Source organism: Candidatus Saccharibacteria bacterium oral taxon 955 (assembly GCA_010202265.1).
Taxonomy (GTDB): domain Bacteria; phylum Patescibacteriota; class Saccharimonadia; order Saccharimonadales; family Saccharimonadaceae; genus Saccharimonas.
Window position 1 is genome coordinate 244,774 of the sequence record CP047918.1, and the last position, 9,062, is coordinate 253,835.

Annotated in this window: 8 protein-coding genes; 7 read left to right on the plus strand and 1 reads right to left on the minus strand. The window is 45.7% G+C overall.

The annotated features are described in order from the left end of the window. Positions 1-179: 179 nt before the first annotated feature. The 7 genes from rsmH to GWK75_01310 all read left to right on the plus strand — a co-directional run bounded on the left by rsmH (position 180) and on the right by GWK75_01310 (position 7,855). Entirely contained in the window at positions 180-1,070 is an 891-nt protein-coding gene (gene rsmH / locus GWK75_01280) for a 16S rRNA (cytosine(1402)-N(4))-methyltransferase RsmH (protein QHU91094.1), read from the plus strand. A 210-nt stretch (positions 1,071-1,280) separates the two neighbouring features. Next, a complete protein-coding gene (locus GWK75_01285; GenBank protein ID QHU91095.1) occupies positions 1,281-1,631 on the plus strand; it encodes a hypothetical protein in 351 nt (116 codons plus the stop codon). 12 nt (positions 1,632-1,643) lie between these two features. After that, on the plus strand, positions 1,644-3,395 hold the full coding sequence (locus GWK75_01290; GenBank protein QHU91096.1) for a hypothetical protein: 1,752 nt from the start codon (positions 1,644-1,646) through the stop codon (positions 3,393-3,395). 19 nt (positions 3,396-3,414) lie between these two features. Continuing rightward, a complete protein-coding gene (mraY, locus tag GWK75_01295; protein QHU91097.1) occupies positions 3,415-4,461 on the plus strand; it encodes a phospho-N-acetylmuramoyl-pentapeptide-transferase in 1,047 nt (348 codons plus the stop codon). Positions 4,462-4,463: 2 nt separating this feature from the next. Then, positions 4,464-5,783 (plus strand): FtsW/RodA/SpoVE family cell cycle protein, encoded by a 1,320-nt coding sequence (locus GWK75_01300; GenBank protein ID QHU91098.1) that lies wholly within the window; start codon positions 4,464-4,466, stop codon positions 5,781-5,783. Beyond that, positions 5,710-6,867, plus strand: coding sequence for a hypothetical protein (locus tag GWK75_01305; protein ID QHU91099.1), 1,158 nt, complete (start codon positions 5,710-5,712; stop codon positions 6,865-6,867). The genes GWK75_01300 and GWK75_01305 overlap by 74 nt, the downstream gene beginning before the upstream one ends. Positions 6,868-6,904: 37 nt before the next feature. Continuing rightward, positions 6,905-7,855, plus strand: a complete 951-nt coding sequence (locus tag GWK75_01310; protein ID QHU91100.1) for a hypothetical protein — start codon at positions 6,905-6,907, stop codon at positions 7,853-7,855. Between the two features lie 796 nt (positions 7,856-8,651). Here the strand turns inward: GWK75_01310 and GWK75_01315 are convergent. Continuing rightward, entirely contained in the window at positions 8,652-9,050 is a 399-nt protein-coding gene (locus tag GWK75_01315) for a hypothetical protein (GenBank protein ID QHU91101.1), read from the minus strand. Between the last annotated feature and the right edge of the window lie 12 nt (positions 9,051-9,062).

Below are 9,062 nucleotides of genomic sequence, written 5' to 3' on the forward strand. Positions count from 1 at the left end.
ATAAGTCTCTCTCGGGTACGTAATTGGTTATGATCTGTTTAGCGGATCCCGTCGATGCGTATCCAATAACTTATCAAAAACAAACACTATGAACTGCGAAAACAAAAAAGTTTCACTGCCAGTTTGGTGATCTCGAGTATGACCTTCACAAAGACCACGCTGTGGTATAGTGGGGTCATATGAGTATTAAAGAACATCCACCACTTCATGTTCCAGTTTTGCTCAATGATGTCCTCGTGATGCTTGATCCTAAATCAGGAGAGAATTACCTCGACCTGACGGCTGGGTATGGCGGTCACGCACGGGCAATTTTTGCGCAAACTGCTAATTATACTGAGTCGACATTAGTCGATCGGGACGAGATGGCCCAGAGTCATCTGACCGAATTTTCTAAAAAAGGAACTCAGTTGCTTCATGCCGACTTTGCTAGCGCTGCCAAACAGCTTGTAGAGGAGGGGAGAAGCTATAATTTGATCTTGCTTGACTTGGGGGTGTCGTCACCTCAGCTTGATAGAGCTGAACGAGGATTTTCCTTTACGCACGATGGTCCTCTCGATATGCGAATGGATAAACGTCAAGCCTATACGGCCGAAACGTTTGTCAACACTGCAAAACGTAGTGATATTGTCCGTTGCATTCGAGAGTACGGCGAAGAACCGCTAAGCGTAGCGAAACGCTATGCGGATGCAATTATCACTTCTAGGCCGATCGTGAGTACGGGTCAGCTCGCAGATATTATCAGGCAATCTCATGTCGGTAAGTGGCAAAAAACCCACCCAGCGACACGCACCTTTCAGGCCATTCGGATCCAGGTCAACGACGAACTCCGCCAGGTTGAGGAAGTCATGCCGCTACTACCGAAGCTCCTAAAAAAGGGCGGTCGGGTTGGTGTCATTAGCTTCCACAGCCTGGAGGATCGGATCGTTAAGCGATATTTTGCTGAGCAAGCCAAGAGCGGTTATGAAGCTGAGCTTGATATTGTGACCAAGCATCCGATTAGTGGGGCCACTCAGGATGTTCACAATCCGCGATCACGTAGTGCTAAGCTTCGTGTCGCTGTGAAAAAATAAACAAAAGAAAGGGGAAAAGGACATGCCAGTTCGCATCCCAGTACAAAACGCCTCAGAAGAAGTCAAAGTTGAAGTTCGCTTCAAATAAGACTATCTTTCTAAAGCGCTTTTAAAAAAAATGAGGCGTCGGGGCCGCAGTAGCGCGGCTCCCGGCGGGCTCTATAATCATGTAAATACAAAAAATAAAAAACAAAAATAAGCCCACCACAAATGTCATACGCAAGAACCACACAATTTAATAGCAGGCGCCAAACCAACTGGTCTCGAAATCAGAATACAGTTGCTTTCGCCTCTGCTGTCAAGCTTGGTCCAATCACTCACACCGTATTGGTCGCTCTGATGCTCACTATTCTCGGACTGATTTACCTCACGCAGGCGACCCGCGTATCGGGCTATGACTATGCGGCAAATGAAGTGTCCAACAAGATATCAAATCTGACAGAACAAAAGAACGACCTCGAAGTTGAAAATGCTCGACTAACTGCGCTACAATCAGTGAAGAACTCTAGTGTGGCTAAGAACATGGCGACCCCGACAGATACTCGTTCTGTCAGTGAATAACGTTTCCTCTCCATGAAATTACATTTTTTTAGATTAAGTCGAGCGCAATATATTGCCATCATCACCGTTCTGCTGATGGCGCTTTTTGTGGTAAGGCTTTTTCATATCCAAGTAATTCAGCACGCTTTATATGTTGAACAGGCTGACAGTGAGCATATCAAGCAGTTTACACTTCATGCAAAGCGAGGCGAGATATATACGATGGATAGCGGAGTTCCGCATAAGTTGGTGATGAACGAGACAGTTTATACGGTGTGGGCTGACCCAACGATGATAGTTGATAAGCAGGCAGTGGTGACGGCAATCAATAAAATTGCCGGAGGAAACGCTCGGAATGACTTTGCAAAATACCTTGACGTTAAGAAATCGCGCTACCAGGTGCTTGCAACGAAAGTTTCACGCAAGCAGGCGCAGATGTTAAAAAAGGAGAATCTACCTGGTATTGGGTTTGATGCGGTTAGCCAAAGAGTCTATCCAGAGGGACAGCTAGCTAGTCAGGTGCTGGGTTTTGTGGATGCAGAGGGAAAGGGCAAATATGGATTTGAGCAGGCGAATGATGCAACGCTGCGTGGGGTAGACGGCATGCTCAAGACTGTGACTGACGTTCGTTCGGTGCCTTTGACGGTTTCTGACAAAAATATTAAAAAGCCAGCCGTTGACGGTAAGAACATGGTGCTGACGATTGACCGAAATGTACAGGCAAGGGTAGAGCAGGCCCTTGCCGATGGGCTTGCTCGAAGCGGTGCAAAAAAAGCTAGTGCAATTGTCATGGATCCTCAAACGGGTAAGATATTGGCGATGGCAAATCTGCCAACTTATGACCCAGGTAAGCTAAACGAGATAAAGGATGAGGATCAAGTAAGTAATGACGTTATCACTCATCCATATGAAGTTGGTTCAGATGTAAAGACGTTTACGATGGCAATGGGCATTGATAAGGGGGTAATTACCCCAGGAACGACATACAACAATACTGACTCGATCCGTGTTGAGGATATAACGATCAAAAATGCTAGCCTTGGTCATACTGGTGATATTACAATGCAAAAGGCGCTTAATCTATCGTTAAACACCGGGGTCGTAACGGTAGCGCAACTACTCGGCGACGGCTCTAGGATTACACGAGGTGCTCGTAATACGATCTATGATTATTTTTATAATCGTTTTCGTCTCGGTCAGGTAACGGGGGTGGAGCTCGCAAACGAGTCGGCTGGAGTCGTCATATCACCTGATCACGTACAGGGTAACGCGGTCCGCTACAGTAATATGGTGTTTGGCCAGGGAATGGATGTAACTATGTTGCAAGTCGCCAGTGGCTTTAGTGCTATTGTCAATGGCGGTATCTATCACATGCCAACGGTTATTGCGGGGTCAATTGATCAAGATGGCCAATTCAAAGAGGCGCCATTGAAACGACAATTCCCAGGAGTTATATCGGCGTCATCATCTGCGACAATCCGCGAGATGGTCCACCAGGCGCATTATGCAACATACAATCCGAAAGGAGACGGGTCGGAGCGATATCTCGTCGGAGGCAAAACTGGAACATCTCAGACCATAATCAACGGTAAATATGTTGATAATCAGACGGTCGGAACGTATCTTGGTTATGGCGGTGAGAAAGGAGCGACTCCGTCTTATGTAGCTATGGTAGAGATATCTGCTCCTGGTAAAAACATGGGTGGTGGAGCCGACGCAAAGCCAATTTTCAATGAAATATCAAACTGGATGTTAGGCTACCTAAGGCTGACACCAAAAGAGTAAAAAGAGGTATAATACGGTTATGGAACTTCCACCCCACGCAGCGATTCACCATCTAACGACTGACCTTAATGCGACATTTATCTTGAGTATTGGTGCTTTTCTTTTGTCAATGGTGTTGACGCCAGTTTATACATATTTTGCTTACCGTTATAAGTTTTGGAAAAAACAGCGAAGTACTAGTACGCTGGGCGAAAAACTGCAGATATTTACTAAACTTCATCAGAATAAATTTACTCGTAATATCCCGACGATGGCGGGTATTATTGGTGTTATTGCTATATCTGTCGTTACGCTTGGTTTTAACTGGGATCGAGCCCAGACGCAATTGCCGTTGGCTGCGCTGATCGGTGGCGCGGCTGTCGGGCTTCTTGACGACATAATCAATATCCGTGGGCAGGGTAAGGGTGTTGCTGGCCTTCGTTCTAGTCTAAAATTTGTGATGATTATTCTGATGTCACTTGTTCTTGGCTGGTTCTTTTATGCAAAGCTTGGATATACGTCGATTCATGTACCGTTTGTGGGTGATTGGCAGGTTGGAGTGTGGATAATTGCTATTTTTGTACTAGTCGTTGTGTCGACTGGAAATGCGGTAAATATAAGCGACGGACTTGACGGGCTTGCCGGAGGGCTCCTGGCAGTTTCATTTTCGGTATTTGGTATGATCGCCCTTTTGCAAGGACATCTAAAGATCGCCGGTTTTTGTTTCACGGTAGTTGGCGCGCTGTTGAGCTATCTTTGGTTTAATATTTATCCTGCGAGGTTCTTTATGGGTGACGTCGGTAGCTTTGCATTTGGGACGAGCCTTGGTGTAGTCGCCATGTTGACGAACACGCTCTTTCTGCTACCGATCATTGGCATGATTTTTGTGATTGAGGCGGGGTCAAGCTTGATCCAAATTACCGCAAAACGATTTTTTGGGAGAAAGATATTTATCTCAGCGCCGATACATCATCACCTTGAGGCAAAGGGTTGGCCGGAAACAAAAGTAACTATGCGGTTTTGGGTGATTGCTTGTGTTGCTGGGTTTATTGGGTTGCTACTAGCACTTACTGGGGGGCACATCTAGCTGTGAGTGTTGCGCGTCGACGAGATGGGCATTCAACTTTTTTGCAGGGCTCTACTGATGTCGCTAATCAGCGTAGGCATCGACCTGATTATAGAATAGTTTTGTTTATGGGTATTCTCATGCTACTTGGCTTGGTCGTTATGTATGCGATCGGGCCAGAGCGAGCTAATCTTTTGAATCGAATTTATAACACAAATACCTATACTGAGAATTTTTTTGTGATCAAACAAGTGGTTAGCCTAGCAATAGCGCTTCTGGCATTTATTTTCATGTCAACTGTACCATTTACGAAACTCCGCAAATATGGCTTTCAGCTAGTATGCGTTGGTCTTGCGCTGTCATTTCTGTTGTTTTTGCTTGGTAATGTTGCGCACATCGTGCCGTCAACGCTCGGGGCATATCGGTGGTTCCAGGTGGGTAGCCTAAGCTTTCAGCCGGCAGAAGTTTTGAAGCTGTCGTTATTGATTTATACGGCGGCATTTTTAGGTAAGCGATATTCTGAGGGCAAGATAGACGATAAGTCGGCAACTTTGTATCCTATTTTGGGTCTATCTGGTTTGGCATTATTTATCGTAGTTGTTATCCAAAAAGACATGGGTACGGGGCTGGCAATTTTTTCGATGCTTGCAACGATGTTTATCGTTAGTACGATGAACTGGAAAATATTATTGAAAATTGCAGTTGTATGTGTAGTGCTCGGCATAATTGCGCTTGTTACGTCACCACACCGTATGGAGAGATTGACGACTTTTATAGGTGGTGATAGCGCCTCGATGACTGCTGCCAATGAGTCAGATAACAATTATCATATCAAAAATGCAAAGATTGCCCTCGGTACGGGCGGGTTGTTTGGTCGAGGGATCGGAAAGAGTATCCAAGCTACGGGATACCTACCAGAAGCGATTAATGACTCGATTTTTGCTATCATGGGGGAAATCTTTGGGTTTATTGGTACAACGATTATCATAGGCTTGTTTAGCGCATTGTTGCTTCGCTTGCTCAAAATATCTGACCGCTTGCCTGACATGTCGATGCGTCTAGCTGTGGCGGGCGTATTTGGGTGGCTTGTGGCTCATGTCGCCATGAATATTGCGTCAATGATAGGTATTACGCCACTAACAGGAATTACGCTACCATTGCTCAGTTTTGGCGGGACAAGTATGATATTTATGTGTGCTGCGCTTGGTCTTGCGTTTCAGCTGTCACGCTACACCAGTCATAGACCTGTTCAACTAAAGGAGGCTACTCATGAAAGTACTAGCAGCCGGTGGGGGGTCGGGGGGTCACGTTACGCCCGTCGTCGCCGTTCTACGGGAAATTAAAGATCAGTATCCTGATACTGAAATAAGGTTTTGGTGTGATCGAAAGTTTGAATCGCAGGCCAGACGTGTCATGAAGCATTTTGATGATTCTATTCGAGTCGATGTTGTCGTGAGCGGTAAACTGCGTCGGTATCATCATCTGACGTTTATCCAGCAGCTTATCAAGCTTCGAACGATCGTGTTGCCGAATTTAATCGACGGAATCAAGGTCGCGGTTGGGGCGATTCAGAGCTTTGCTAAATTAATAGTGTGGCGACCCGACGTTGTATTTACAAAAGGCGGGTTTGTCTGCCTACCGATTGGGTTTGCGGCTCATATGTTGAGAATACCACTCGTGATTCATGACTCTGACGCTCACCCTGGTCTAACAAATCGGATTCTTGCTCGTTGGGCTTTTAGGATAGGTACTGGTGCGCCACTAAAATTTTACTCATACCCCAGCTCACTCTCACGCTATGTGGGAGTGCCGGTGAGAGCGGAGTTTACTCCTTATAGCGAAGGAGATAGGCAAAAGGTGAAGCGGTCGCTTGGTTTTGACTCGAATCGACCGCTTGTTGTCATTACAGGTGGAGGGCTTGGCGCACGACGTATAAATATGGCTGTAGCAACTATGCTCAATGAACTGATGGAGCGGGCAAATATCGTACTTATAAGTGGCGAGGGCCAGTATGACGAAATGAGGGCCTTGACCCCGCAAAACGATGAGCGGTATCAGCTACATGCATTTGTAGGGCAGGGTATGGCAGACATGTTGGGTGCAGCCGATGTTGTGGTGGCGCGAGCTGGTGCGACGACGATTCTTGAGCTTGCAGCGCTTGCTAAGCCGACGATTCTTGTGCCTAATGGCTACCTGACGGGAGGGCATCAGCTAAAGAATGCCGCCGTCTACGCCGAAAAGGGAGCTGTAAGTGTGATAGATGAAAATCAACTAGAGAAGCACCCCGATATACTCCTTGATGAGGTGATAAATATCCTCTCAGACGACACTCGTCGCAAACAGATGAGCAGGCTATTTTATGAGTTTGCTAAGCCAAATGCTGCACGCGACATGGCTACGCTGATCGTTTCTGCGGTGAAAAAGTAGCTTGTGACTGCTATAATAGCAGGGAAGCATAACTGCTATGAAACTATTGCGAAAAAAACAACAAGTACCAGCGCGTCGTAGCGGTCTGGTTGTTCGAGAGGGGCGAGCAAACGCCGATTCTCTTGATGAGCGCTACGCTTTTCGACGTAACAGGACGTTGACAGGTAGCTTATCGTCAAATGTTTCCAGCGCCAGCGAGTCTTTTAATGAGCTACGTTCAGCTCGAGTCCAGGCGCACGATCTCAGGCGTCATCGTCGTAAGTTATTCGGTGTATGGTTGGGTGTTAGTGTGGCTACTTTGCTTTTGGGCTATCTGCTGTATGAGTCCATCGCGTTGCCAAATGTGCGTTTTCAGGAGGCCGTCGTTGTCCAGCCAGAGGATAAGTCTCTTTATGAAAAGAAAATCCAGGAATACTTGAACGCACATTTCTTTGAACGAAGCCGACTAACGCTAAATGTTAAAAATCTAGCCATTTATCTGCAGACACATGGCGCACCAGAGGTAGAGGAAGTTTCATCTAGTTTGTCGTTCGGCGGCCTGGGTGTTAGTACGATATCATTAAAAGTACGTAAGCCGGTCGTTAGCTGGAAAACGGGAGATGTTCGGCTGTACGTGGATCAAAAGGGTATTGGATTTGAGAAGAACTATTATGACGCGCCAACCGTTTCGGTGCTTGATCAGACGGGCGTCCAGACTCGTAATAATCGTATTTTAGCAAGCAACCGATTTCTAAGTTTTATGGGGCGACTAATTGGTAGACTTGCTGAGCAGGGCTATCGTGCTACTCAAGTCGTTCTGCCAGAAGGTACTACGCGTCAATTGTTGATGTCGGTTGACGGGGTGTCGTACCCAATTAAATTCTCAGTTGATCGTCCGGCAGCGGCTCAGGCCGAGGACGCAGCCCGATCGATACGGTACCTTTTGGCTAGTGGAATTAGCCCTACATACCTTGATGTGCGAGTTAGTGGAAAGGCTTATTATAAGTAGCTGGATCTGGGGCGAGAGACTAAACGTACACCCTTGCCGATTGGTAAATGTTCTATTTTTGTTCTCATTATCAACAAATTTACAAAAATATATTTAGCATATTAAAATAGGGAAATTGCAAATTGTCAAAAAAGCAGGGAAAAAGGATAGGGGGTAATAAAAATCGAAAAAAGCAAATATATGTCACATAAGTCGTGAAAAATTAAATATATCGTTGTGGAAAACTATATAGACGGTCGGTCTGCTAGACATTGGTAGACGCCAAGAGTATTCCAGAAAAGAACATATGTATGATCTACGAGCTTTGTCAGAGTAAGCTATAAAAAAGTTAGTGCTACGTAATCTTTGAGTGATAGAGGCATCTGGGTAGGCAGCAAACTCCCCCATATGATTCATATATACAAAATTAGCACTCAAGCTAGACGTATGCTGATTCATCTTTTGTATTTATATTTAATGTCTCAAAAGGTATATTGTGCGACGTTAAGTCTATGGGCAAAAATTGATTAAGTTTTATTTCGTAAGTTAGTTATGTGCGGTCCCTTTCTTTTGTGTGGCCGGTTTGATTTTTTGATCCCCTTTTTGGACGTTTCCTTTAGTCCTTTTGAGCCTGCATAGTGATTGAAATCTTTGCACTTTTTGAAAGTTTTAGGTCTATATGGTTTTTCTACAATCAAAAATATATCTACAGAAATAAAATATTGTAAGTTCTATTTTTGTTCTATAATGTTTTCTGACTTATTTATAATATGAAAGATGGCCCATAGAACAATGTCTACGGGCCATCCGCACATTACTATCTGCGACTACGACGCTTACGGCGGTGCTCCTCTACCGCCTCCAGAGAGATATTACATCTCCCCGGGGGTGTGTGTGCCAAGAGCTCGTCGATAAGCAGTAGCGCCATATTATACGCACGATGACCGTGCGCCACGAACTGGCAATCTTTGATGTTGCCAGGATTCAGACGTATAGTCAAATCGGCTGAGCCACCTTGCTTACGCCGGGATCTGCTGCTTCTAGCGATATGTAGCAGTAGCGCGTTATCGTCTTTCTTCTCGACGGTGATTGTGCAACCGTCGAGGCTTGCTAGTGCCTCGGCCAGCGGGTTGTCGTAGGCAGTCATTTTTTCATCCTTCTGTAGTAGGTGCGGATACTCCCCTACCCGTTTTATGGTGAGGGAGGCTGTGTGCATATTATACCACAA